Consider the following 20,790-nt stretch of genomic DNA (forward strand, 5'->3'; position numbering starts at 1 on the left):
AGATGTGTATAAGCGCCAGCCCGCGCCCCCCGCCGCTTCCACACCCGCTCGGCGAGATACCAGGACGCCGTGGTGAGCGCCCCCGCCTCCACCCACCGGTACAGCTCGTGGAGCCGCTCGGCCGGCTCACCCCAGTCCCCGAGAGGGAACGTACGCCCCATGAGGTCGCTGTGCCTCGGCCCGCCGGACCCGAGCGCGCCCCGGCCGGGAACACCGCGTCGCGGACCGCTCCGCCCGGGCCCGCCGGGCCTGAACCCTCCCGGCCCCGGCCTCGGACCACCGGCCCGCGCACCATCACCCCGACCGTTCCCGTCCTGGGCCGACCCCTCGGGCTGCATGTCCGGCTGGCTCACCCGACGCTCCCTACTCGTGACGTTGCGTGACGGTAACGTGGCGCAAGGTTCACGAGATGCTGCTGCGCCGCCCCCTTACTACCTCCCAATGGGTGGCGATGGACCCGGTTTCGGGGGTTTTCCGCTCGGACGTGGGCGTTGATCAGGTATAGGCCAATCCGCCGTCTCACTCGAAAGAGTGCTGGAGCGACCGCTCGGCAGACCACGTAGGCTCGTCCCAAGGCGGGAAAACCCCGCCGGACAGCCGTACTCAAGCGGTACGGACGGTCGTACTCGCGGCCGTCCGGCAAGCCGTACACACAGCCGTACGAAACCAGGAGCTGATCGTGATTCCCGGTGGTGGCCAGCCCAATATGCAGCAGCTGCTCCAGCAGGCCCAGAAGATGCAGCAGGACCTCGCGAACGCGCAGGAGGAGCTGGCGCGGACGGAGGTCGAAGGACAGGCGGGCGGCGGCCTGGTGAAGGCGACGGTGACGGGTTCCGGCGAGCTGCGCGGCCTGGTCATCGACCCCAAGGCCGTGGACCCCGAGGACACCGAGACCCTCGCGGACCTGATCGTCGCGGCGGTCCAGGCGGCCAACGAGAACGCCCAGACCCTCCAGCAGCAGAAGCTCGGCCCGCTCGCCCAGGGCCTGGGCGGCGGCGGCATCCCCGGCCTGCCGTTCTAAGTCAACCCGGCGGTCCCTTCTAAGACGGCCGACCGCCAACTACCGTACGTACCAAGAGAGCGAGCGCGACTACGGTACGTACTGGGCGAGCAGCGGACGAGCGGTAGAACGAGCAGCGCGACGAGTAACGCAACGAGCAGGAACAGGAAGGCAATCCGTGTACGAAGGCGTGGTCCAGGACCTCATCGACGAACTGGGGCGGCTCCCCGGCGTCGGTCCCAAGAGCGCGCAGCGGATCGCCTTCCACATCCTCCAGGCCGAGCCGACGGACGTACGCCGTCTCGCGCAGTGCCTGATGGAGGTCAAGGCGAAGGTCCGCTTCTGCGCCACCTGCGGGAACGTGGCGCAGGAGGAGCTGTGCAACATCTGCCGCGACCCGCGCCGCGACCTCACGGTCATCTGTGTGGTCGAGGAGCCCAAGGACGTCGTCGCGATCGAGCGGACGCGCGAGTTCCGGGGCAAGTACCACGTCCTGGGCGGCGCGATCAGCCCGATCGAGGGCGTGGGCCCCGACGACCTGCGTATAAGGGAACTGCTCGCGCGCCTGGCGGACGGCACGGTCACGGAGCTCATCCTGGCCACGGACCCGAACCTGGAGGGCGAGGCCACGGCCACGTACCTCGCCCGCATGATCAAGCCCATGGGCCTCAGGGTCACCCGCCTCGCCAGCGGGCTGCCGGTGGGCGGTGACCTCGAATACGCCGACGAGGTCACTCTGGGGCGCGCCTTCGAGGGAAGGCGGCTGCTGGATGTCTGAACGAGTAGTTGATGCACGAGATGCACGAGATGCACGAGACGCGCGAGACGAAGCTCTTCTCGACGCCCTTCTCGACGTTCCTGTCGAAGTCCTTGAGGAAGGCCGGCTTCTAGATGTCTGACGCCACGCTGCATGCGACGGGGCAGGACCCCGACAACTTCGCGGTCCAGATCGCGGACCAGGTGGAGAGCTTCCTCGTCGCGGTCACAGAGGTCGCCAAGGGCGACGAGCCGGACTCGGCGGTCCCCTTCCTCCTCCTGGAGGTCTCCCAGCTCCTGCTGGCCGGCGGCCGGCTGGGCGCGCACGAGGACATCGTCCCGGACGAGCGCTACGAGCCCGACCTGGGCCCCGAGCCGGACGTCGACGAACTCCGCGAGCGCCTCGCGTTGATGCTCGACCCGGTCGACGTCTACTCCGAGGTCTTCGACCCGTACGAGCCCCGCAAGCCCCCCGTTCCGGCCCGTATCTCGGACGACCTGGCCGACGTCATGGCGGACCTCCGTCACGGCATGGCCCACTACAAGGCGGGCCGCACCACCGAGGCCATGTGGTGGTGGCAGTTCTCGTACTTCTCCAACTGGGGCTCCACCGCCTCGGCCACCCTGCGCGCCCTCCAGTCCCTGGTCGCCCACGTCCGCCTCAACCAGCCCTTGGAGGAACTGGACGGCCTCGACACCGACCAGGACCTCAGCGAGGACGCCCTCGCCGAGGCCGCCGGCAAGGTGATGGCGGAGGAGATCGCGGGTCCGCTGGGGCTGCGCGAGGTCAAGTAGCCCCGGCCCGACGGGAGTCGCCGCGGCCTTCGCACAGCGCACTCACGCGCAACGTAGGCCGAGCGTCGCGTGCAGCCGGTCCGGGTCCACGTACGGCGTGGTGGGCGTCGGCTCGCTGTACCACTGCAGTGGCCAGGTGTTGCCGTCCAGCGCCGGAATCCCGATGTACGTGACCGTGCGGCACCCGGCCCCGCCGAACCGCTGCACACCCAACGGCCACGTGTGCGTCCTCGCGGCTCCGGGTGCGAGCAGGAAGTACATCCACCGGAACCCGACCGCCTCGCAGACGACGGGCCCCGCGTCGCCGTCCGTCGCCTCGACGAGGTCCGAGGCGATCTGCTCCCCGCGTACGCCCTGGATCCGGATCGTGTCGAAGTGGATGCCGGACAGGCGGAGTTGGTGACCGGCGAGGGGGACCCACTCGGGGCGGTGGTGGGGGATTGCGTTCGTCATGGTCACACGATGACGGCCGTCCCGCTACGCTCGGTAGTGACCGAGGAGATACACGCCGGGGTGTATCAGCCGGAGGTGGCCGCAGTGTCAGTCCAGTACAACTCCTCCACGCCGTCGCCGCTCAACTGGCGATACAGCGGAAACCAGTTGAAGCGCTGGCGCACGAAGGCGAACGTGACCCGCGAGGAGCTGGCCGCCGCCGCCAACTACTCCCCGGACACCATCAAGTCCATGGAACAGGGCGTACGCATGCCGACGCCGCGCGTCCTGGACGCGGCGGATGAGTTGTGTCATGCGGAGGGGTTGCTGAGTGCGGCCAAGGACTACCTGAAGCGGGAGAAGCTTCCGGCGAGGGCTCAGGACTACATGGAGTACGAGCGCGAGGCGATCAACCTCTGGTGGTACGAAGTCGCCCTGATCCCGGGCCTGTTGCAGACCGAGACCTATGCGCGGTCGCTGATCGGCGACCACACTCCGCCCCTCGACGAGGACACCGTCGAAGAGCGGGTCATGGCGAGGATGGAGCGCCAGGGCATCCACACGCGCAAGCCGTTGGCGGCTTGCAGCTATGCGCTGTACGAGGCGGCATTGCGCGGACCATACGTCGACAAGGAGCAACTGCTGCACCTCTTGGAGATGGCCAAGCTGCGCAACGTCGCGATCCAGGTGCTGCCCTACCGCAGGGCGGTGGCTGTCGCCCTCCTCGGCCCGATGGTGCTCCTGGAGAACCGGGATCACGAGCGCTTCGCCTATACGGAGGCGCCGTCGACGAGTCAGTTGACCTCTGACCCGGAAGTGGTCAGTGCGCATACTGAGCGGCTTAGCATGATCCGCATGCTGGCCCTCGGCCCTGACGAGTCGGCCCGCTTCATCGAGGGGATGGTGGATGAGCTATGAACGACGAGTTGAAGTGGTCCAAGTCCAGCTACAGCGACTCTGAAGGTGGCGCGTGCGTCGAAGTCGCCCTCACCCCCACCACAACCCACATACGTGACACCAAACTGGCCTTCGACAGCCCTCAGTTGAAGGTACGGGCCCCCGCCTGGTCCGCCTTCATCTCAGCAACTCCCACAGCCCCTTCCCCAGGGTCATGACCCCGCCCACCAACGCCAGCAGCAGGACCAGCAGGCGGGCCTGCCTCTCCGGTACCCGTCCCGCGAGCCATCTGCCGATCGACCCTCCGACGACCATCCCCGCCACCACCAACGCCCACACAGGCGCGGCGAGTCGGGGCACTCCGTTCGCGGCGATGGAGAAGGTGTTCACCACCACCCCGTAGAACAGCGCGTTGGGCACGAACTCCCGTACGGTCCAGCCCGCGTTGAGGGCGTACAGGGATATCGGGGGGCCGCCGACGCCCGCCGCGGAGTTCATGAAGCCGCCGACCGCGCCCGCGGCCACCGCGCCGCCGCTTCCGCGCAGGGACGGCAGCCGGGCGCCCCGCATCACGAGGAGGACGGCGGCCGTCACCAGGGTGCCCATGCAGGCGAGCAGGACGGGTTCGGGGAGCCGGCGGGCCAGCCAGGTGCCCACGGGGACCGTGCAGGCCGCCGCGACGCAGAGCGGCACCATCGCGCGCAGCCGGACCTCGCGCAGGCCGCCCGCGAGGCCGACCAGGCAGATGGCGCACGAGACGCAGTTGGCGAGGACGACACCCTGCGCCGGGTCGAGCAGCAGCACCAGCGCGGGCACGGCGACGAGCGCGAAGCCCATGCCGGTGAGCCACTGCACACAGGAACCGAGCAGCACGATGCCGCTCAGCAACAAGCCGGCCTCCCAGCCACCTGCCATGGTCGGCCCTCCCCGTGACCTGGTGCTTTTGCTGTTTTGTACGAACGTTGTCCGTGCGCTGCATCTGTGCTGCACGGGGCCTAACCGGTGTGAAGCGAGGGTTGGAGCACTCCCCCAGGGGAGCAAGTCCACCCCACCACACAGGAGTTGTGATGCAGCGTCACATACGGACCCGCGCGGCGATCGTCACCGTCGCCCTCGTGGCCGCCGGAGCCGTCACCGTCGGTGTCAGCCAGGCCGCCCCGGAGCAGCAGTCGAAGCCCTCCGCGACCAAGCACGCGAAGAAGGCCTCCAAGGCGGAGATCGCCGCGCTGTTCGACGGCTGGAACAAGGCCCTGCAGACCGGGGACTCGAAGAAGGTCGCCGCCCGCTACGCCTCGGACGCCGTACTCCTGCCCACCGCCTCGCCCAAGATCCGCACGAACCACGCCGAGATCGTCGACTACTTCGACCACTTCCTGCTGAACAAGCCCAAGGGCACGAAGATCAAGTCCGTGATCAACGTCCTGGACAGCAACTCGGCGATCGACGCGGGGCTGTACGTCTTCAACCTGACCGACCCCAAGACCGGCGAGAAGAAGAACGTCGAGGCCCGCTACACGTACGAGTACGAGAAGCGCGGTGGCAAGTGGCTGATCGTCAACCACCACTCCTCGGTGCTGCCCGCCGCAGGCTGAACCGGACGCACAGCCCCCCACCAGGGGCGTCCCGCAGCGCCACCGTACCGCCGTCATCGGTGACCAGCTGCTTGACGATGGCCAGGCCGAGCCCCGAGCCGGCCCGGCCCGTCAGGCCCTGGCCGCGCCAGAAGCGGTCGAAGGCGCGGGACTTCTCGGCGTCGGACATGCCGGGCCCCTGGTCCAGTACCGACATCACGACCTCGTCGGGGTGGGACGACACCTCCACGGTGATCGTCCCGCCGTCCGGTGAGACCTCCAGAGCATTCGACAGGACGTTGTCCAGCACCTGGTCCAAGTGACCCGGGCTGGCCAGCACGAACGGCCGGCCGCCGGCAACTCCCCCCAGAGCGACGGTGACTCCGCGCTCGTCGGCGGCCGGTCTCCACACCGCGAAGCGCTCCTCGATCACGTCGAGCAGCGACAGCGGTTCGGCCGCGGACACCTTCGCCTCCGCGCGCGCGAGCACCAGCAGCCCGTTCACCAGGCGGCTCATCCGGACCACCTCGGAGGTGGCCTGCTCCACGTCCTCCCGTACGAACTCGTCGTCGGTGCCGTCCGCGATGTTGTCCAGGGAGAGCCGCAGAGCCGTCAGCGGCGTACGCAGCTGGTGGGAGGCGTCCGCGACGAAGATCCGCTGGGCGGCGACCAGGCTGTCGAGGCGTTCACCGGCCGAGTTGAGCGTGCGGGCCAGCTGCTGGGTCTCGTGCGGGCCCTCCACCGGCGAGCGTGCCGTCAGGTCGCCGTTGCTGAACCGGGTCGCCATGTCGTTGAGCTGGCGGAGCGGCCGGGTGAGGCGGCGGGCCACGAAGGCGCCGATGAAGGCGGCCACGGCCAGCACGCTGACCGCGAGTATGGCCCGGAAGCCCCAGATGCTCCACAGCCGGCCGCTGAGGTCGGAGGTCGCGTACTTGATGCGTACCGCGCCGACGATCCGGTCCTTGTCGTCCGCGGACTCGGCGGGCACGGTCACCACGAGGTGCCGGCCCCAGACCCAGGACGATCCCCAGTCGACCGTCGGCTCATGGTCCTTGAGGGCCCGCGTGATCGCCTTGTCGTCGGAGGGGAGGGGGAGCGAGGCCACCGCCGCGCCGCCGGCGTCGGTCACCTGGACGGTGCCGGGGGTGTCCTTGGAGTAGGCCCCGGCCATCCGCGCGAGCGCCTGCCGCGAGGACGCGTCCCCCTCGCCCAGCAGCAGCGCCATGGTGGTGGCCTCGCGCTCCACCGACTCCTCGGTGTCCCCGCGCAGCTGCGCGGTCAGTGTGAAGGCCACCGGCACGGTGAAGGCGGCCAGCGCGATGGCCACCAGGAGTACGTAACTGACGATCAGCTGCCGGATCATGAGGCGGCGTCACCCTTGTTGCCGCTCGCGCCGCTTGTGCTGCCGTCGCCGCGGTCGCCGTCCTTGTCGATCTCCAGGCGGAAGCCGACCCCGCGGACCGCCTCGATCGTGATCGCGCCCGCGAGCTTCCGCCGCAGCGCCGCCACATGCACGTCCAGCGTCTTGGTCGGCCCGAACCAGTTCGCGTCCCAGACCGCTTCCATGATCTGTTCGCGCGACATCAGCGCGCCCGGCTCCTCGGTGAGGAAGGCCAGCAGGTCGTACTCCTTGGGCGCGAGGGCGACCTCCTCGCCGTCCAGCCGGACGCGGGCGGCCTTGCGGTCGATGGTCAGCCGGGACCCGTACCGGTCGGGTCCCGCCGCCGCGGCCTCGGCTGCCGTACGCGGCTGGGCGCGCCGCATCACCGCCCTTATCCGCGCGATGACCTCGCGCACCCCGAACGGTTTGGTGACGTAGTCGTCGGCGCCGAGCTCCAGGCCGACCACCCGGTCCGTCTCGTCACTGCGCGCGCTGATCACGATGATCGGCACGTCACCGCGCCCGCGCAGCGCCTTGCAGACGTCCAGACCGTCGGTGTCGGGCAGCCCGAGATCGAGCAGCACGACGTCGTACGGGTCCTCGTGGGCCAGCGCGTCACCGCCCGTGGCGACCCAGGCCACCTCGAAGCCGTAACGCAGCAGCCCGCGCCGGAGCGACTGGGCTACCGGCTCGTCGTCTTCCACCAGGAGTACGCGCACAAGCGGAACCCTAATGCTTGAAATTTAACGCGACGGCTCGTGAGTGTGACGCGGCGCACTTTCCGAGTGAGGTGCGCCCGGGCAGGGCAGATGCGGTCCTGGAGCGGCCGAAGGGCCGGCCGACGGAAGCCGACCGATCGGACGACCGAAAGCCGGACGGGCCCGGGTGATCAACTCGTGAGCGGGACATCTCACGATGCGATATCGCCCGGGTGGAATTCGGCCGCTCGTTAGACTGAGCCGACCGCAGTCGTGCGGTACGAGACGGATTGAGCGAGGAGCGCACGTGGGCCTTGTCGTGCAGAAGTACGGAGGCTCCTCCGTAGCCGATGCCGAGGGCATCAAGCGTGTCGCCAAGCGGATCGTCGACGCCAAGAAGAACGGCCATCAGGTCGTTGTCGTGGTGTCGGCGATGGGTGACACGACGGATGAGCTGATCGATCTCGCCGAGCAGGTATCCCCGATCCCTGCCGGGCGTGAGTTCGACATGCTGCTGACCGCAGGAGAGCGGATCTCCATGGCCCTTTTGGCGATGGCGATCAAAAACCTGGGCCACGAGGCCCAGAGCTTCACCGGCAGCCAGGCAGGCGTGATCACCGACTCCGTCCACAACAAAGCGCGCATCATCGATGTCACGCCCGGCCGCATCAGGACCGCGCTGGACGAGGGCAACATCGCCATCGTCGCCGGGTTCCAGGGCGTGAGCCAGGACAAGAAGGACATCACCACGCTGGGGCGGGGCGGGTCCGACACGACCGCCGTCGCGCTCGCCGCCGCCCTCGACGCCGAGGTCTGCGAGATCTACACGGACGTCGACGGTGTGTTCACCGCCGACCCGCGCGTGGTGAAGAAGGCCCGGAAGATCGACTGGATCTCCTCCGAGGACATGCTGGAGCTCGCCGCCTCCGGTTCCAAGGTGCTGCTGCACCGCTGCGTCGAGTACGCACGCCGATACAACATCCCGATCCACGTCCGCTCGTCCTTCTCGGGACTGCCGGGCACCTGGGTCAGCAACGAGAATCCGCAAGGGGACGCGCAGGTGGAGCACGCCATCATCTCCGGAGTCGCGCACGACATCTCCGAAGCCAAGATCACGGTCGTCGGCGTCCCGGACAAGCCGGGCGAGGCCGCGGTGATCTTCCGCGCCATCGCGGACGCCCAGATCAACATCGACATGATCGTGCAGAACGTGTCGGCGGCCTCCACGGGCCTCACCGACATCTCCTTCACCCTCCCCAAGACCGAGGGCCACAAGGCCATCGAGGCTCTGGAGAAGGCGAAGAGCGCGATCGGCTTCGACTCGCTGCGCTACGACGACCAGATCGGCAAGATCTCGCTGGTCGGCGCCGGGATGAAGACCAACCCGGGCGTCACCGCCTCGTTCTTCCAGGCGCTGTCCGACGCGGGCGTCAACATCGAGCTGATCTCGACCTCCGAGATCCGCATCTCGGTGGTGACCCGCCAGGACGACGTCAACGAGGCCGTGCGCGCCGTGCACAGCGCCTTCGGGCTCGACTCCGACAGCGACGAGGCAGTCGTCTACGGAGGCACCGGCCGCTGATGGCCAGCACTGTGGGACCCGGGACCGTGCGACCCGGGTCCGTGGGGCCGACGCTCGCGGTCGTGGGAGCGACCGGGGCCGTCGGCACTGTGATGCTCCAGATCCTGTCCCAGCACGCGGACATCTGGGGCGAGATCCGCCTCATCGCCTCACCGCGCTCGGCCGGCCGCAAGCTGGCCGTGCGCGGCGAGCAGGTCGAGGTGGTGGCCCTGACGGAGGAGGCCTTCGACGGGGTCGACGTCGCCATGTTCGACGTACCGGACGAAGTCGCCGAGCGCTGGGCGCCGCTGGCCGCGTCCAAGGGCGCGATCGTCGTCGACAACTCCGGCGCCTTCCGGATGGACCCCGAGGTGCCCCTGGTGGTGCCCGAGGTCAATCCGCACGCCGCCCGGGTGCGCCCGCGCGGCATCATCGCGAACCCCAACTGCACGACCCTGTCCATGATCGTGGCCCTGGGCGCGCTGCACGCCGAGTTCGGCCTGCGCGAGCTGGTGGTCTCCTCGTACCAGGCGGTGAGCGGGGCCGGGCGCCGCGGTGTCGACACCCTGCGCCAGCAGCTCGCGCTCGTCGCGGGTACGGAGCTGGGGACGACCCCCGGTGACGTACGCAGGGCGGTGGGGGACAACACGGGCCCCTTCCCGGAGCCGGTGGCGCTCAACGTGGTGCCGTGGGCCGGGACCGTGCGCGAGGACGGCTGGTCCTCGGAGGAGATGAAGGTGCGGGACGAGTCCCGCAAGATCCTCGGACTGCCGAACCTGCCCGTCGCCGTCACGTGCGTACGGGTGCCGGTCGTCACCACGCACTCGCTGACCGTCCACGCCCGCTTCCAGGGCGAGGTGACGGTGGACCGGGCGCGGGAGATCATCGCCACGGCACCCGGCGTCGTGCTCTTCGACAATCCGGCGGCGGGGGAGTTCCCGACGCCGGCCGACGTGGTCGGTACGGACCCCACCTGGGTGGGGCGGGTACGGCGGGCGCTCGACGATCCGACGGCGCTGGAGCTCTTCGTGTGCGGGGACAACCTGCGCAAGGGGGCCGCGCTGAACACGGCCCAGATCGCGGAGCTGGTGGCGGCAGAGCTGTGACGGCCCACCGGGACCGAGGGGTTCCGGGGAGGGGCGCCAGAGGGATCCAGACGGGTCCGGAGGGGGTCCGGCCGGAAATTTTCTGGTCGAAAGTTGAATCGTTTGTAGGATCTGTGTGACTTTCGTGGTCGGAAAATGGTCCGGACCACTTGAATCGAGGCTTCCGACGACCGAGGCTTCTGGCGTTCGAAGATTTTTCTCCCCGTTCTCCGCAACCGCGCGGAGGGCGGGGAGCGTCTTTGCGGTCGCCCTTCAGGGGGCGTCCGGACGCCACGTTCACATGGGGCATAGGGGATGAGCTTTTACGTATGAGGGCATTTGACGCACTGTCTGGCGTGCAGCCTGACGCAAAAGTGATGCCTGTCGCGTACAACCCCAACGGGGGGACGCGTGTCCAACTGGCGTGGCTGAGGTACTCGAATTCACTGTGGCGGCGCGGGGCACGACCCTGCGCCCGCCCCGCCGACCCCGCATGTCCGGCGCGTCCGGCGGCGGCATGCCGGTGATCGCCCCCATGCCCGCAGCGCGGCCGACCCGCATACCGAACCAGCGCGAGGGCGCCGACGAAGCCCTGGCGGCCGGTACGACCGTCGACCATCTCACCGAGACCTATCGCGCCCACTACAGATCGCTCCTCGGTCTCGCGGCGCTCCTCCTCGACGACACCGCCTCCTGCGAGGACGTCGTCCAGGAGGCCTTCATCCGGGTGCACTCGGCGCGCAAGCGCGTGCGTGACCAGGAGAAGACGCTCGCCTATCTGCGGCAGACCGTCGTCAACCTCTCGCGCTCGGCCCTGCGTCGGCGCATCCTCGGTCTGAAGCTCCTCTCCAAGCCCATGCCCGACATGGCGAGCGCGGAGGAGGGCGCGTACGACCTGCTGGAGCGCGACGCCCTGATCAAGGCGATGAAGGGGCTCCAGAGGCGCCAGCGCGAGGTCCTCGTGCTCCGGTACTTCGCGGACATGACCGAGGCGCAGGTCGCCGAGACGCTCGGCATCTCGCTGGGTTCGGTGAAGGCGTACGGCTCGCGCGGCATCGCGGCGCTCCGTGTCGCCATGGAGGCGCCGGCATGAGCGCGAAAGACGATCGGGCACGCCATGATGAGTACGGTCGCGGCTACAGCGACGACAACGAGCATGACCAGCACGCTGGGAACGGAATTGTGAATCACGGCCCCTCGGGGAATTCGGGCCCGGAAGAATCGGGTGTCTCGGACACGGACGGCCGCTCGGCGGACCGCCCGTCCGGTGCTTCGCCGCGCTCGTCGAGCCCTTCGGGCACGCCGGGCCAGTCGGACCCTTCGGTCCATTCGACCCGTTCGGCCCAGTCGACGTCTTCGGTCCACTCGGACGCGGAGGCCGCGGGCCCGGAGCCGGGGGACTCGGGCGGGTTCGATACCGACGGCCTCACGCTGGGAGCGCTCGGGTCCGACGAACTGGCCCTGCGGCGGCTCCTGCACCAGGCCGTCGAGGAGATCGAGCCGACCGACGGCACGTTGGACCATCTGCGGCGCGCGGTACCGGCCAGGCGGGCGCGCAAGCGCCAGGCCGTCGTCGGCATGGCCGCCGCCGCACTCTTCATCGGCACGGCCGTCCCCGCCCTCATCCATGTCTCGAACTCCACCGGCCCCAACGCCGACCCGTCCATCGCGGCCAACGCCTCACAGACCCAGGGCGGCGCGAACGAGGGCAAGCAGGGCGGCACGGGGGGCGGCTCCGGCGGCTCCTCGGGCAAGGACAACGACAAGGACAAGGGCGACAAGACAGACAAGCCCGACAAGGGTGAGGGTGCCAACGGCGGCACCGCCGGCACCCAGCCGTCCGCCTCCGCCGCGAACGTGCCCGCCTGTACGTCCCTGCAGCTCGGCAGCGCCTCCGGGAGCGCCGGCTCGCCCGACGCCAGTGGCGCGGTCTACGGCACCTTCCGGGTCACCAACGTCTCCGCCGCCAGCTGTACGGTCTCCGGCGACGGCTCGGTCGCCCTGGCAGCCCAGGGTGCGGCGAGCCAGTCCGCGATCGGCACGGCCCTGCACGCCACGGGTGACGCGGCGGCCGGACTGCCCGACCAGTCCACGTACTCCGCCGCGCTGGTGCTCCCGCCCGGCTCGGCCTACCAGGTCGAGTTCGCCTGGGTGCCGTCGAGCACGTGTCCGACCACCGGTGACAGCGGCGGCGGGGAGCCCTCGCCCGACCCGACGCCGACCGGCACCACCGGCGACAGCGGCGGTACGGCCTCCGAGGGCACCAGCGGCGTGAGCTCGCAGCTCATGAAGGAGGACGGAGCCGCCGACGGAAGCGTCGTCGTCTCCTACTCGGCCGAGGGCGGCGGCCCGACGGTCTCCACGACCGTGTCCAACGCGTGCGCCGGAACGGTCTACCGGACCGGGGTGCTGGCGGGGTCCTGAGAGCCGACGGGGGTCCGTTGCGGCCTTGGGGTCGTTCGCGCCGGGTGCGGGTGCGGGTGCGGGTGCGGGTGCGTTGTGGCTGGTCGCGCAGTTCCCCGCGCCCCTGAAAGTCTGCGCCGTTCCCCGCGCCCCCAATTCCTGAGGGCCGGTCGATCGACGGGTCAGGCCGTGGGAGAGGCCGACACCTTCGTGTTGTCGGCGGAGGCGGTGTCGCCGTCGCCTCCGTCGCTCTCCCGGCCGGAGGGCGTGCCCTCGTCGTCGCTCTCCACAAGGCCCAGTTCCGCGTCCTGTGCGAACTCCACCTCGCGCCGGATCAGCCGGAACCACATGAAGACCACGAAGCCCGCGAAGACGAACCACTCGCCGGTGTAGCCCAGGTTCTGGAACGCCTTCAGGTCCAGGCCCGTGTCCGCCGGAGCAGCCGCGGGCACCGCCTTCATCCCCGCGTCGGCCTTGGCGAGCGTGACCCAGGCGTCGTACACGTCGTACGGCACGAGGTTCACCAGCGCCGCCGAGCTGATCGCGCCGGTCTGGCCGGAGGGGAGACCACCGGCCGCGGGCACGCCGTTCGAACCGGGTGTCTCCGACGCCTGCAGCGCGCCGGTCACGGTGACCTCACCGGTCGGAGCGGCCGGGGCCTTCGAGGGGTCCGCTGCTCCGGGGAGCCACCCCCGGACCACCGGCAGGGCCCTGCCGTCGTCCGTACGCAGCAACGTCAGAACGTAGAAGCCGCGCTTGTCGTCCAGCTCCCGGCCCGGCACGAGCAACTGCTTCCCGTACCGGCCCGTCGCCGTGGTCTGCTTGCCGGACGTCTTCTTGTCCACGGGCAGCAGCTCGGCGAGCGGCCTGGCCGGATCGGTCTTGGCCGCCGTGGCCTGCTCGCCCGCGTCACGGTGGTCCTGGACCCGGTCCTCGAACCGGCTCAACTGCCATGACCCCATGAAGATGCAGAAGGGGATGGCCAACAGCACGAAGACGTTGATCCCCCACCAGCGGGGCGTCAGCAGGAACCGGTACACAACCTCAAAGGTACGGGGCCCTCGCGGGAGGCTCGGCCGAGGGGTGCCTCTCGGCCGACCCGCCCGCGAGGGGACCCGGTGCGCTCACCTGCCCAGGTGTCGCTCCGCGAAGTCCAGCTCCAGACGGACCTGCTTGATCCGCTCGTCCACGACCAGCGAACCGTGCCCCGCGTCATAGCGGTACACCTCGTGGACGGCGTCGCGCGCGGCGAGTCTGGTCACGTAGTTCTCGACCTGACGGATCGGGCAGCGCGGGTCGTTGACCCCGGCGGAGATGTAGACCGGGGCCTTCACCGCGTCGACGTACGTCAGCGGGGACGACGCCTCGAAGCGCTCCGGGACCTCCTCCGGTGTGCCGCCGAGCAGCGTGCGGTCCATCGCCTTCAGGGCCTCCATCTCGTCGTGGTACGCCGTCACGTAGTCCGCGACCGGCACCGCGGCGATGCCGAGCGCCCACGCCTCGGGCTGCATTCCGACGCCGAGCAGGGTGAGGTAGCCGCCCCAGGAGCCGCCAGTGAGGATCAGCCGGTCCGGGTCGGCGAGACCGGACGAGACCGCCCACTCCCGGACGGCCGCGATGTCCTCCAGTTCGATCAGGCCGACCCGGTGCTTGAGCGCGTCCGTCCACTCGCGCCCGTAGCCCGTGGAGCCGCGGTAGTTGACCCGGACGACCATGTACCCGTGGTCCACCCAGGCCGCCGGGCCCGCCGCGAACGAGTCGCTGTCGTGCCAGGTCGGGCCGCCGTGGATGTCGAAGACGGTCGGCAGCGGACCCGTCACCCCGGCCGGCCGCTGGACCAGTGCGTGGATACGGCCGCCGGGACCGGTCACCCACTCGTCCTGGACGGACACCGACGCCGGGGCCTTCATGCCGGGCGGGTCGAGGACGACCTCGCCGGACGTCGAGCGGACCACCGGCGGCTCGGCGGCCGACGACCACAGGTACTCCACACTGCCGTCCGGGCGGGCCGTCGCTCCCGACACCGTGCCCTTCGGCGTGTGCACCTGCTCCAGGCCGCGGGTCGCCAGGTCGTACCGCCACAGCTGGCTGCGCGCCTCGAAGCTGTTCACCACGAGCAGCGCGGAACCGTCCGGATACCACTCGGCGCTCAGGTCGCCGTCCAGGCGGGCGGCCAGCGCCAGGTCCGTCTCCTCGCCGGACGCCGCGTCCCACACCATCGGCTCCCAGCGCCCTCGCCGCTGATGCCCGACGAGCAGCCGGGTGTCCCCGTCGACCGGGGCGAAGCCGAGCACCTCCAGGCCGAGCTCGGCCGTGCCGCCCTTGGTGTCGTCGAGCTCCGCGACCGCCGAGCCGTCCATCCGCAGCACCCGGACCGCCGAGTGCATCGCGTCACCGTGCTCGGTGTGCTCGATCGCGATCAGCGATCCGTCGTGCGAGAGATCGCCGACACCCGCCGACTCGCGGTGCCGGTAGACCTCCACGGGGTCTTCGCCGATCCGGCTGACGTAGATCGTCGAACCGTCCTCGTCGGTCGACCGGCCGACGATCGCCGTCCGTCCGTCCCGGCCGAGCGCGAGCCCCGCGGGATAGGAGGGGTCGAGCCCGGGAGCCGCGGGCTCGTCGAGAACGGGCGCGCCGCCCTCACCACCCTTGCCGCCCTTGTCGCCGGCCCCGGCGAACGGCTGTCGTCGCCAGATCCCGAACTCGTCGCCGTCCTTGTCGTCGAACCACCAGATCCACTCGCCGTCCGGCGACATCACGCCGTCCGTCGTCCCGTTGGGCCGGTCCGTGACCTGGCGCTGGTCGCCCGTCTCGCGGTCCCACGCGTACAACTCGTACGTCCCTGTCGCGTTCGACACGAACAAGGACCGGTGCGGCGCGTCCTCCGCCCAGTCCGGCAAGGACACCCGCGGCGCCCGGAAGCGCTTTTCCCAGTCCGGCATGCTTCCCTCGTGCGGGACGGACCCGTTGCTCTCAGTCATGGCCCCATACTGCCCGCACTGGACGACAATGCGCTCCCAAGGTCCTCAGCCTGTGGAAAACTCCGCGGACCGAGCTCGTGCCGAGCCCGCGCCGAGTCCGTCGAGGCAGGGGCAATGTCCGGGTCCGTGCAGGTCAGGACCGATTGTCAGTGGCCGGGTGCACCATGGCGCCATGACCTCATCGAACGATCTGCGCAAGACAGTGGAGACCTTCTGGGCCACGGCCGAGGAGAGGAACTGGACGGCCTTCGCGGACACCCTCGCGGAGGACGTCGTCTACACCCTGCCCCAAACGCGCGAGCGCGTCAGCGGGCGGGAGAGCTTTGTCCGGTTCAACCGGGAGTATCCCGGCGACTGGCATCTGCGGATCGAGCGCATAGTCGCCGAGCCCGGCCAGGTCGTCACCTGGGTGCACTTCACGGTGGGCCTGGAGGAGATGTATGGGATCTCATTCTTCACGGGTGACTCGGAGGGTCGCGTCCTGACGATGACGGACTTCTGGCCCGAGCCGTACGAACCTCCGGCGGGGCGGGAGCACTTGGTGGAGCGGTACTGAGGTGGAGCGTTACTGATCGGTGGAGCGCTACTGAGGCGAGCCGTCTCCGTCGTTCCGGACTTGGGCTTGGGCTCGGGCTGGCGTCGGTATGACCACCACCGCGACCCCGCTGTCCAGGTCGACGCGTGTCCGGTGCGGGGGCGCGCCGTCCTCCTCGTCGTCCCGGAGGACGAGGGCGGACTCCCGCTCCTTGAGTTCGTTCTGCTTGCCCGGTGACAGCGCGCCGTGCAGCTGCTCGAAGCCGGTGGCCGACACCTGTCCGACCCGCGCCCCGTTGCGCCAGGGCAACACCCCGGCCCGCCCGGCCCGCAACATCAACTGATCGACGAACGCGATGACCGTCAGCAGGATGACCAGCCCGGGGAGGGAGGCGAACACGGCGAATTCCATCGGCCCATTGTGGGGCGGGGCGCGCCGCGGGGACAGACCTGGACCGCCGACCGGTGCTACGCGCCTGTACGTTCCCGGGACTACGCGCCCGTACGGTCCCGCGGGCGTCGTCCCAGCAGTTCGGCGAGGCCTCGTCGGGTGGCCGCGATGACGACGCGGTCCTCGGAGCCGAGCACATAGGTGGGAGGCAGGTCCCAGACCAGGCCCGACGGCCGCTCCGGCGAGCCCGGGGCGGGAGCGGGGGCGGTGGCCAGGTCGGGCCGGCGTTCCTCGGGGGAGGCGCTGTCCAGGGCCAGCACCCGCCACGCTCCCGCGCGGAACGCCTTGGCGACCGTACGGCCCTCCAGGTGCGGATGCCCGGCGACGTCCAGGGCGGCGAAGAGCAGGACCCGGCGTTCGACCGGGATCGCGCCCAGGATCTGGCGGCCCATCATCGCTCCGGCGAAGGCGGGCGCGGCCAGATGGGAGACGCTGCGGCTGCGGGTGAGCGCGTGCGGGTGGGTGGCGCGCAGGGTGCGGTAGACGGCGGTGGCGAAGTCGTCGTCGTACAGCCGCAGTACGACGCGCAGATCGGGCCGCACCGACCTGGCGTACAGGGAGGCTTCCAGGTTGGTGGTGTCCGCGCTGGTCAGGGCGAGCAGGGCGTGCGCACGGTGGATCTTGGCGGCTTCCAGGACACCTTCCTGGGTGACGTCACCGAGGACGACGGGCACGCGCAGCCGGCGCGCCAGCGCGAGCCCGCGCGCCTCGGGGTCGGCCTCGACGCACACGACGGGGATGTGCAGTTCGCGCAGGCGGGCGAGGACACGTGTGCCGATCTTGCCGAGCCCGAGGAGCACGACGTGGTCGGAGAGCCCGCGGGGCGGCTTCCGTAGCGCGGTCCCGCTGCGGAACGTACCGAGGCCCTCCAGTACGGCGGCAAGGAGCACGGGGAGCAGCAGCAACCCGACCAGACCGGAGAGGAGTTGGAGGATCTGGCGGCCGAGGGGTCCTTCGAGCGCGGGTTCGTTGATGGCGAAGAGATCGAGGAGGGTCAGGTAGGTGGCGTGCAGCGGATGGTCGCCCGTCGTCACCATGGACGCGACCGCGAGCGCCACCACGCAGGCCACCAGGCCCGCGAACGACCAGCGCAGCCGCCGGGAGAACAGCCTGCCGAAGGGCAGGACACTGCGTCCGGCGGGAAGCGGTGGCCCGGAGTACGACACCGTCTCCAGGACGATGGTGCCGCGGCCGGTCGCGGCGGCCACGGAGCGTTCGTCGGGCAGGAGCCGGGGCCCGTTCTCGCCACTGCTCTCCGAACCGTCCGCGCCGGCCGGGTCGTTGGTGGTGGCCGAGAGCAGGGCCAGCGTGCACAGGCCTGGGTCGGCGACCTCACCGGGCCCCGGGGGCTGCCGTTCCACGGCCCGGAGCATCAGCCCGTCGGTCTGTACGACCTTGCTGGTCCCGGCGACCGCGGTCGCCGCCAGCGCGGGCGCGGCGGTGTCGGCGTCGGAGAGCACGGTGGTGGAGGCGTCGAGGAGTACGGGCCGGGATGGACCTCCGTCCCCTCCGGCATTGGTCCCGTTACTCGCTCCGGCGGCCTCTCCGGTGTCCGCGATGCCCGCCATGGCGAGGGCGGAGGCCTGGTCGAGGAGGGCCTCGATGTGCTGGCCGAGACGGCGGTTGTAGAGCCGGACGACCAGGCGAAGACGGGGGTTGAGGCGGCGTGCCATCAGCGCGGCGCGGATGTTCGTCTCGTCGTCGTCATGGACGAGTGCCAGTGCGGCGGCATGCTCGACACCGGCTTCGGCGAGCACGGCCTCGGTCAGGACGGCGGCCTCCAACACCCGGGCGGGGCGCGGCTCCTCGGAGGTGGCGGACCGATTCGCCGAGGCGGTTCCGCGGGGAGACGTGGCTCCACGGGTCAGGGAGACGGTGGCCCGGCCCGCCGCGCCGCCCTCGCCGCCGCCCACGTTCCCGCCGGTGCCACCGCTGTTGCCGCTTCCACCGCCGCCGATGCCGCCGTTGGCCGTCGCCCGGGTCACCGCCGCCGACACGCGGTCGAGCAGCGCCGAGGCACGGGCCCGCCCGACGACCGGCGGCCGTACGGTGCCTTCGGCGGACGGTACGACCAGCGTCACCCGTTCGCCGTAGACACCACGCAACTCGGCCGCCAGCCGGTGCGCGAGGGCATCGTCCCCGCACACCACCATGTGCGCACCGCGATCGTCCGACCCGCTCTGATTAGGAAGGCTCGCCACAACAGCACAGAGTGCCTCACCGGCACGGACGGTTGCACAGGGGCCTGCCGCAAGGGAGTTGAGGCAGGGGTTCCGCGGGACACTGGCCGCCCGAGCCGACCGTGGACCGTACTGCCAGAAGGATGGTGACGAGTGATGCCCAACGACGAGCCCGTACAGCCCGTGGAGCCCGTGGAGCCGGTGAAGCCCGTGGAGACCGCGTCGGCGCAGCCGCCCGGGAGCGTCCCTGCGGATGTCCCTGCGGATGTCCTTGCGGACGTCCCCAAGGGCAACCCGGCTGTCGTGCTGCTGGAGCGGCTGGCCGAGAAGCTGGGCGGGCGTGCCTCGGTGTCCGCCGTCTACGGCGAACCCGTGACCAGGGACGGTGTCACGGTCATCCCCGTCGCCAAGGTCGGGTTCGGCTTCGGGGCCGGCGTGGGCCGCGAGGCCGGCGCCGCCAAGACCGGCGAGGGCGGTGGCGGCGGTGGCGGCGTGGGAGCGAAGCCCATCGGCTTCATCGAGATCCAGGAGGGCTTCGCCACGTACCGCCCGATCCGCGACCCCTGGGTCGATGTCTTCGTCCCGCTGGCGGTGGTCGCACTCGGCAGCGCGCTTCCCGGGATCATCGGGGCGCTGCGCCGCAGGAAGTGATGGCTCGGGCGCGCCTTGGCCGGAAGGCGGGCGTGCCCTGGCCGGAACACGCGCCCGCCCGGCCGGAACATCGGGATGAGAAGCTGTGCCGGAACGGGCGTACTGAAGGTGGAGGGCAACCCATCCAGGAAGCCCTTCCCTACCGGAGGTACCTCTCCCGTGACCACAACCGACACGGCACCGCCCAGGGTTGAGGACGCCGAGCCGAGCGAACCGCGGGGCTGGCAGTTCAACTCGCCCCTCGTCCTGATCATGCTGCTGCTCGTGGGGATCGTGCTCCAGGGCCCGATCCGCGGGGCGCTGTCCGCGCCGGTGATGCAGAGCTGGATGACCGTGTTCGTCGCGGTGATGGTGCAGGCGCTGCCCTTCCTCGTGCTCGGCGTACTGCTGTCGGCGGTCATCGCGGTGTTCGTCCCGCCGTCGTTCTTCGCCCGCGCGCTGCCGGCGCGGCCCGCTCTGGCGGTGCCGGTCGCGGGGATGGCCGGGGCGGTGCTGCCGGGCTGCGAGTGCGCGTCCGTGCCGGTGGCGGGGGCGTTGGTGCGCCGGGGTGTCACGCCCGCGGCGGCGCTGGCGTTCCTGCTGTCCGCGCCGGCGATCAACCCGATCGTGCTGACCGCGACGGCCGTCGCGTTCCCCGGAAAACCGCAGATGGTGGCGGCCCGTTTCGTGGCGAGCCTGCTGGTGGCCTGCACGATGGGCTGGCTGTGGCAACGGCTGGGCCGCGCCGACTGGTTGCGCCCGCCGACCCGCCCGGCGTCCGACGGCCTCGGCAAGGGTGCGGCGTTCTGGGGATCCGTACGGCACGACGTGATGCACGCGGGCGGCTTCCTGGTCGTGGGCGCGATGGCCGCGGCCACGCTGAAGGCAGTGGTCCCGGAGGAGTGGCTGAGCCTCGCGGCGGACAACCCGGTGGTGTCGGTCCTCGCCCTGGCGGTCCTGGCCGTCCTGCTCTCCATCTGCTCCGAGGCGGACGCGTTCGTGGCGGCGTCCCTGACCCAGTTCTCGCTCACGGCCCGGCTGACGTTCCTCGTGGTCGGCCCGATGATCGACCTCAAGCTCTTCGCGATGCAGACGGCCACGTTCGGCCGCGAGTTCGCCCTGCGCTTCGCACCCGCCACCTTCGCCCTGGCCGTCCTGGTCTCGGCCCTGGTCGGGGCGGTGGTCCTGTGAACCGCCAGGCCCAGGCAGCCGTCCTCTTCCTCACCGGCGGCGCAATCCTGCACGCCGCCCTCACCGACCTCTATCTGCGGTACGTGAAGGCCGGGCTGCAGCCGCTGCTGGTGGCGGCGGGGATCGTCCTGATCGCCACGGCGATCGCGACGGTCTGGTACGAGCGGCAGGCGGCGCGTGTGTCTGACGGGGGCGGGGACGCGGACAGGGGCGGGGACGGGCGGCAGGCCGCGCGTACGTC

Annotated in this window: 22 protein-coding genes and 1 pseudogene; 14 read left to right on the plus strand and 9 right to left on the minus strand. The window is 70.6% G+C overall.

Annotation, left to right across the window (positions count from 1 at the left end):
• On the minus strand, positions 1-338 hold a 338-nt coding region (locus AOK17_RS48530), incomplete at its 3' end, for an SLATT domain-containing protein (RefSeq protein ID WP_157881349.1).
• 341 nt (positions 339-679) lie between these two features.
• Between AOK17_RS48530 and AOK17_RS17780 the strand changes: the two genes are divergently transcribed.
• From AOK17_RS17780 to AOK17_RS17790, 3 genes are all read left to right on the plus strand, one after another.
• Positions 680-1,021, plus strand: coding sequence for a YbaB/EbfC family nucleoid-associated protein (locus AOK17_RS17780; RefSeq protein WP_079053092.1), 342 nt, complete (start codon positions 680-682; stop codon positions 1,019-1,021).
• A 157-nt stretch (positions 1,022-1,178) separates the two neighbouring features.
• Positions 1,179-1,778: a recombination mediator RecR gene (recR, locus tag AOK17_RS17785; protein ID WP_055613476.1), complete on the plus strand. Its 600-nt coding sequence runs from the start codon at positions 1,179-1,181 to the stop codon at positions 1,776-1,778.
• Between the two features lie 113 nt (positions 1,779-1,891).
• The gene (locus AOK17_RS17790; protein WP_055613477.1) at positions 1,892-2,551 is read left to right on the plus strand and encodes a DUF5063 domain-containing protein; all 660 of its coding nucleotides are present in this window, start codon (positions 1,892-1,894) and stop codon (positions 2,549-2,551) included.
• A gap of 42 nt (positions 2,552-2,593) precedes the next feature.
• Here AOK17_RS17790 and AOK17_RS17795 read toward each other — a convergent pair whose 3' ends face one another.
• Complete coding sequence (locus AOK17_RS17795) at positions 2,594-3,004, minus strand: hypothetical protein (RefSeq protein WP_425424618.1); 411 nt, start codon at positions 3,002-3,004, stop codon at positions 2,594-2,596.
• Positions 3,005-3,088: 84 nt separating this feature from the next.
• Between AOK17_RS17795 and AOK17_RS17800 the strand changes: the two genes are divergently transcribed.
• Positions 3,089-3,901 (plus strand): helix-turn-helix domain-containing protein, encoded by an 813-nt coding sequence (locus AOK17_RS17800; protein WP_055613492.1) that lies wholly within the window; start codon positions 3,089-3,091, stop codon positions 3,899-3,901.
• Positions 3,898-4,098 carry a DUF397 domain-containing protein gene (locus AOK17_RS48535; protein ID WP_079053094.1) on the plus strand — a complete coding sequence of 67 codons (201 nt, stop codon included), beginning with the start codon at positions 3,898-3,900 and terminating at the stop codon, positions 4,096-4,098. Before AOK17_RS17800 ends, AOK17_RS48535 begins: the two co-directional genes overlap by 4 nt.
• On the opposite strand, the gene AOK17_RS17805 is transcribed toward AOK17_RS48535, so the two are convergent.
• Positions 4,058-4,795 carry a sulfite exporter TauE/SafE family protein gene (locus AOK17_RS17805; protein ID WP_055613479.1) on the minus strand — a complete coding sequence of 246 codons (738 nt, stop codon included), beginning with the start codon at positions 4,793-4,795 and terminating at the stop codon, positions 4,058-4,060. The two genes, AOK17_RS48535 and AOK17_RS17805, sit on opposite strands and share 41 nt — an antisense overlap.
• A 152-nt stretch (positions 4,796-4,947) precedes the next feature.
• Between AOK17_RS17805 and AOK17_RS17810 the strand changes: the two genes are divergently transcribed.
• Positions 4,948-5,472, plus strand: a complete 525-nt coding sequence (locus AOK17_RS17810) for an SgcJ/EcaC family oxidoreductase (RefSeq protein WP_055613480.1) — start codon at positions 4,948-4,950, stop codon at positions 5,470-5,472.
• Here AOK17_RS17810 and AOK17_RS17815 read toward each other — a convergent pair.
• Positions 5,435-6,814, minus strand: coding sequence for a sensor histidine kinase (locus AOK17_RS17815; RefSeq protein WP_055613481.1), 1,380 nt, complete (start codon positions 6,812-6,814; stop codon positions 5,435-5,437). The two genes, AOK17_RS17810 and AOK17_RS17815, sit on opposite strands and share 38 nt — an antisense overlap.
• Positions 6,811-7,551 carry a response regulator transcription factor gene (locus AOK17_RS17820; RefSeq protein WP_055613482.1) on the minus strand — a complete coding sequence of 247 codons (741 nt, stop codon included), beginning with the start codon at positions 7,549-7,551 and terminating at the stop codon, positions 6,811-6,813. The genes AOK17_RS17815 and AOK17_RS17820 overlap by 4 nt, the downstream gene beginning before the upstream one ends.
• A gap of 286 nt (positions 7,552-7,837) precedes the next feature.
• On the opposite strand from AOK17_RS17820, the gene AOK17_RS17825 reads away from it, so the two are divergent.
• The 4 genes from AOK17_RS17825 to AOK17_RS17840 all read left to right on the plus strand — a co-directional run bounded on the left by AOK17_RS17825 (position 7,838) and on the right by AOK17_RS17840 (position 12,600).
• Positions 7,838-9,112 (plus strand): aspartate kinase, encoded by a 1,275-nt coding sequence (locus AOK17_RS17825; RefSeq protein WP_055613483.1) that lies wholly within the window; start codon positions 7,838-7,840, stop codon positions 9,110-9,112.
• Positions 9,112-10,197 carry an aspartate-semialdehyde dehydrogenase gene (locus AOK17_RS17830; RefSeq protein ID WP_055613484.1) on the plus strand — a complete coding sequence of 362 codons (1,086 nt, stop codon included), beginning with the start codon at positions 9,112-9,114 and terminating at the stop codon, positions 10,195-10,197. Before AOK17_RS17825 ends, AOK17_RS17830 begins: the two co-directional genes overlap by 1 nt.
• A 403-nt stretch (positions 10,198-10,600) precedes the next feature.
• Complete coding sequence (locus AOK17_RS17835; protein ID WP_079053095.1) at positions 10,601-11,269, plus strand: SigE family RNA polymerase sigma factor; 669 nt, start codon at positions 10,601-10,603, stop codon at positions 11,267-11,269.
• On the plus strand, positions 11,266-12,600 hold the full coding sequence (locus AOK17_RS17840; protein WP_055613485.1) for a hypothetical protein: 1,335 nt from the start codon (positions 11,266-11,268) through the stop codon (positions 12,598-12,600). Before AOK17_RS17835 ends, AOK17_RS17840 begins: the two co-directional genes overlap by 4 nt.
• Positions 12,601-12,761: 161 nt before the next feature.
• Here AOK17_RS17840 and AOK17_RS17845 read toward each other — a convergent pair whose 3' ends face one another.
• Both AOK17_RS17845 and AOK17_RS17850 read right to left on the minus strand, forming a co-directional pair.
• A complete protein-coding gene (locus AOK17_RS17845; RefSeq protein ID WP_055613486.1) occupies positions 12,762-13,619 on the minus strand; it encodes an SURF1 family protein in 858 nt (285 codons plus the stop codon).
• 84 nt (positions 13,620-13,703) lie between these two features.
• Positions 13,704-15,563 carry a S9 family peptidase gene (locus AOK17_RS17850; protein WP_055613487.1) on the minus strand — a complete coding sequence of 620 codons (1,860 nt, stop codon included), beginning with the start codon at positions 15,561-15,563 and terminating at the stop codon, positions 13,704-13,706.
• 172 nt (positions 15,564-15,735) lie between these two features.
• Here AOK17_RS17850 and AOK17_RS17855 point away from each other — a divergent pair, with 172 nt between their 5' ends.
• Entirely contained in the window at positions 15,736-16,119 is a 384-nt protein-coding gene (locus AOK17_RS17855) for a nuclear transport factor 2 family protein (RefSeq protein WP_055613488.1), read from the plus strand.
• Between the two features lie 27 nt (positions 16,120-16,146).
• Here AOK17_RS17855 and AOK17_RS17860 read toward each other — a convergent pair whose 3' ends face one another.
• Both AOK17_RS17860 and AOK17_RS17865 read right to left on the minus strand, forming a co-directional pair.
• On the minus strand, positions 16,147-16,509 hold the full coding sequence (locus AOK17_RS17860; RefSeq protein ID WP_055613489.1) for a DUF6191 domain-containing protein: 363 nt from the start codon (positions 16,507-16,509) through the stop codon (positions 16,147-16,149).
• Between the two features lie 80 nt (positions 16,510-16,589).
• Positions 16,590-18,701, minus strand: coding sequence for a potassium channel family protein (locus AOK17_RS17865; RefSeq protein WP_055613490.1), 2,112 nt, complete (start codon positions 18,699-18,701; stop codon positions 16,590-16,592).
• Between the two features lie 183 nt (positions 18,702-18,884).
• On the opposite strand from AOK17_RS17865, the gene AOK17_RS17870 reads away from it, so the two are divergent.
• The 3 genes and pseudogenes from AOK17_RS17870 to AOK17_RS17880 form a co-directional block, all read left to right on the plus strand.
• On the plus strand, positions 18,885-19,379 hold the full coding sequence (locus AOK17_RS17870; RefSeq protein WP_079053096.1) for a spore germination protein GerW family protein: 495 nt from the start codon (positions 18,885-18,887) through the stop codon (positions 19,377-19,379).
• 159 nt (positions 19,380-19,538) lie between these two features.
• The gene (locus AOK17_RS17875; RefSeq protein WP_055613491.1) at positions 19,539-20,549 is read left to right on the plus strand and encodes a permease; all 1,011 of its coding nucleotides are present in this window, start codon (positions 19,539-19,541) and stop codon (positions 20,547-20,549) included.
• Positions 20,546-20,790, plus strand: a pseudogene (locus AOK17_RS17880) (TIGR03943 family putative permease subunit); the annotation flags it as partial. The gene AOK17_RS17875 and the pseudogene AOK17_RS17880, both read left to right, overlap by 4 nt.

Origin of the sequence: Streptomyces phaeochromogenes (genome assembly GCF_001418655.1) — a bacterium.
In the GTDB taxonomy this organism is placed as follows: Bacteria; Actinomycetota; Actinomycetes; order Streptomycetales; family Streptomycetaceae; genus Streptomyces; species Streptomyces phaeochromogenes.

Bases quoted from the DNA above. Each gene is read 5' to 3' on its own strand.
- AOK17_RS17850 (WP_055613487.1), bottom strand. From the start codon at position 15,563: ATGACTGAGAGCAACGGGTCCGTCCCGCACGAGGGAAGCATGCCGGAC.
- AOK17_RS17870 (WP_079053096.1), top strand. From the start codon at position 18,885: ATGCCCAACGACGAGCCCGTACAGCCCGTGGAGCCCGTGGAGCCGGTG.
- AOK17_RS17840 (WP_055613485.1), top strand. From the start codon at position 11,266: ATGAGCGCGAAAGACGATCGGGCACGCCATGATGAGTACGGTCGCGGC.
- AOK17_RS17865 (WP_055613490.1), bottom strand. From the start codon at position 18,701: ATGGTGGTGTGCGGGGACGATGCCCTCGCGCACCGGCTGGCGGCCGAG.
- AOK17_RS17795 (WP_425424618.1), bottom strand. From the start codon at position 3,004: ATGACGAACGCAATCCCCCACCACCGCCCCGAGTGGGTCCCCCTCGCC.
- AOK17_RS17805 (WP_055613479.1), bottom strand. From the start codon at position 4,795: ATGGCAGGTGGCTGGGAGGCCGGCTTGTTGCTGAGCGGCATCGTGCTG.
- AOK17_RS17815 (WP_055613481.1), bottom strand. From the start codon at position 6,814: ATGATCCGGCAGCTGATCGTCAGTTACGTACTCCTGGTGGCCATCGCG.
- AOK17_RS17810 (WP_055613480.1), top strand. From the start codon at position 4,948: ATGCAGCGTCACATACGGACCCGCGCGGCGATCGTCACCGTCGCCCTC.
- AOK17_RS17830 (WP_055613484.1), top strand. From the start codon at position 9,112: ATGGCCAGCACTGTGGGACCCGGGACCGTGCGACCCGGGTCCGTGGGG.
- AOK17_RS17855 (WP_055613488.1), top strand. From the start codon at position 15,736: ATGACCTCATCGAACGATCTGCGCAAGACAGTGGAGACCTTCTGGGCC.
- AOK17_RS48535 (WP_079053094.1), top strand. From the start codon at position 3,898: ATGAACGACGAGTTGAAGTGGTCCAAGTCCAGCTACAGCGACTCTGAA.
- AOK17_RS17860 (WP_055613489.1), bottom strand. From the start codon at position 16,509: ATGGAATTCGCCGTGTTCGCCTCCCTCCCCGGGCTGGTCATCCTGCTG.
- AOK17_RS17790 (WP_055613477.1), top strand. From the start codon at position 1,892: ATGTCTGACGCCACGCTGCATGCGACGGGGCAGGACCCCGACAACTTC.